The sequence below is a fragment of the Nonomuraea basaltis genome, from assembly GCF_005893125.1.
Taxonomy (GTDB): Bacteria; Actinomycetota; Actinomycetes; order Streptosporangiales; family Streptosporangiaceae; genus Nonomuraea; species Nonomuraea basaltis.
Genome location: NZ_VCJS01000495.1, coordinates 1 through 2,275 on the forward strand (window position 1 = coordinate 1; position 2,275 = coordinate 2,275).

Genomic DNA, 2,275 nt, shown 5'->3' on the forward strand with positions numbered 1-2,275 from the left:
GCCCTCTACCTGCGCCCCCGCCCGCATCCGCTGCCGGGCGCGGGCTGGCTCGACGGCCACCCCACCGCCCTGCCCGCCACGTTCGCGGTGCCGGGGGCCCGTCCGCGGGTCGAAAGCTTCCTCCTCGACCCGCCGCCGGGGGCCACCGGCATCGAGATCAACGGGCCCGGCCGCGTCGAGGTGCACGGCGAGCTCGGCCCGCATCGAAGCGGCGGCATCGAGCTGCGGGTGGCCACCGCCCCCGGAGCCCAGGAAGGGGCCGCCTTCAGCGAACCTGTCCGGTTCACGTGCGGCCCCGGACGGATGCGGCTGGGGGACTGGGAGGAGCGCGGCCTGGCCGGATACAGCGGCGGCGTGCGCTACCGCACCACGGTCGCCGCCCACGCCGGGCCGGGCGTGCTCGACCTCGGCCGGGTCAGGGGGACGGCGGAGGTGACGGTGAACGGGCGGCCCTGCGGGATCCGGGTGTGCTCGCCGTACCGGTTCGACGTGGAGCTGGACGACGGCGACAACGTGGTCGAGATCCTCGTGCTCGGCACCCTGGCCCCGTACCTGGACGAGGTCAGCCCCACCCACTTCGTCTTCCCCGGCCAGCGCAGCACCGGCCTGTTCGGCCCGGTGCGCGTCAGTGCCGACATGGACGACGCCTGCCAGTCACTCCTGGTCACGGCCGCACGCCCCCTTCGTCGAGGCGCATGAAGACGGCACCCCCGGCGGCCGCGCGGGCGCCGAGGACATGCCCGTCGCACACCCTCGTCTCCGTCCCGGCCCGGTCGATCACCTTCCACGTCACCGGCTCCCGGCACGGCTGGCCGAGCCGGTCGTGGTTCCAGGTGCGGGAGCACACCCGGCACGCGGAGACACCCGCTGTGGAGGAGAGGGTGTTGCCGTGCTCCGGGCAGACACCCCACGGCAAGCCGCAGAGCTGGGTCTGGGACAGGGCCAGGTCTGTGGCCGCGCGCTGCAGCTCCTCGGCACCTCGGGCCAGCCAGTCCGCGGCCTGCCGCGCCGTTGCAAGGGGGTCGCCTTCCGGCGATCCATTCGGGACGCTGTCGCAGAGTGCCCGGACCTCGGCGGTGAGCGTCTCGGCGCGGCTCGCGAGGGTGCGCAGATGCGCGGGAGTGACGGTCATGCAAGCTTCCCTCTCGCAAGGGCCGCCGTGGGTGCGGCCGGGGACTGGTTGCTGATCTGGACCCTACGTCGTGTCCGGCGGCATCTGTCAGGAAGGTTGGCAGTCTGGGCACCAGACGGTCGTACGGCCGGCGATACGGTGGCTGGACAGGGGCGTGCCGCAGCGCGGGCAGGGGCCATCGGGCTCGTCACGGGCCCCGGTGAGCCAGGTGTCACGCGGGGGCACGCATTCGGCCTTGATCGACTCTCTCAGGACCCGGCGCATCGCCCGGTACAACGCGGCGCGTTCGGTTTCCTCCAGATCCCCAACGGCACGCAGGGGATTGATACGGGCGTGCCAGCAGATCTCGTCGGCGAGCAGGTTGCCCAGGCCGGCGAGGAATGCCTGGTCGGTCAGCACCGACTTGAGCCGTCCCCGGCGGTGCGACAGCAACTCGTCGAAGCGCTCGCGTGACACGTCGCGCGCGTCCGGGCCGAGATCGCCGAGCACCCGCTCGGCCTGAGTCTCATCGCCGGCAAGGTGGATGCCCTGGAGTTTCCGCATGTCGCGGAAGCGCAGCTCACCGTCGTCGAACTGCCAGACGACCCGGTCGTGCCGGTGCCATGGTTCGTCGGGGGAATGCCAGGACAGTGAGCCGGTCATGCCGAAATGCAGCATCAGCACCGGCCCGCCGGCGGGTGCGATCAGCCACTTGCCGTGCCGCCGCGGCCGCTCGAACCGGTGTCCTCGCAGCGCATCGGCCAGTTTCCGCGCGCCGATGCCGCGAAGAACCCCGGGGTCGCGTACGCGCACGGCCCTGATCGGCTCGCCGGTGTGCTCCGACAGCACCCGGCGGAAGCCCTCCACGTCAGGGAGTTCCGGCATGAGGAATGTTCTGCCCACCGAGCCCCGCCCCATCCCTGAGCCGCGCTTTCAGGTCCGCTCCACGGTCAGCGGGGACGGCCGGAGGCCGGCCGCCGGCGGCGCCAGGCAGGTCGTCATCCGCGCCCGAACAGATCGGCCTACCAGAAAACCGGCCCTCACATCGAGGGGTATCCCGGCTTATCGCGTGCGGTGCCGGGTGCGACGGTGGACTCATCGCTCACCTGGAGAAGCCATGACAAACCGAGCCGAGCCTGTCCCCGCCGCCGCCGTCCCCGCCGC

At 72.4% G+C, this 2,275-nt stretch carries 2 protein-coding genes and 1 pseudogene; 1 reads left to right on the forward strand and 2 read right to left on the reverse strand.

Annotated elements, in window-relative coordinates; translation table 11 throughout:
* Window positions 1–699: pseudogene (locus EJK15_RS68850) on the forward strand (hypothetical protein); the annotation flags it as partial.
* Here the strand turns inward: EJK15_RS68850 and EJK15_RS68855 are convergent.
* Together EJK15_RS68855 and EJK15_RS68860 are read right to left on the reverse strand one after the other, a co-directional pair.
* The gene (locus tag EJK15_RS68855) at window positions 665–1,132 is read right to left on the reverse strand and encodes a hypothetical protein (RefSeq protein WP_138720858.1); all 468 of its coding nucleotides are present in this window, start codon (window positions 1,130–1,132) and stop codon (window positions 665–667) included. The pseudogene EJK15_RS68850 and the gene EJK15_RS68855 overlap by 35 nt on opposite strands.
* Window positions 1,133–1,219: 87 nt before the next feature.
* On the reverse strand, window positions 1,220–1,996 hold the full coding sequence (locus tag EJK15_RS68860; protein ID WP_138720859.1) for an Fpg/Nei family DNA glycosylase: 777 nt from the start codon (window positions 1,994–1,996) through the stop codon (window positions 1,220–1,222).
* Window positions 1,997–2,275: the final 279 nt, after the last annotated feature.

Excerpts from the sequence above, each read along its gene's own strand:
- EJK15_RS68855 (WP_138720858.1), bottom strand. The coding sequence starts at position 1,132 with ATGACCGTCACTCCCGCGCATCTGCGCACCCTCGCGAGCCGCGCCGAG.
- EJK15_RS68860 (WP_138720859.1), bottom strand. The coding sequence starts at position 1,996 with ATGCCGGAACTCCCTGACGTGGAGGGCTTCCGCCGGGTGCTGTCGGAG.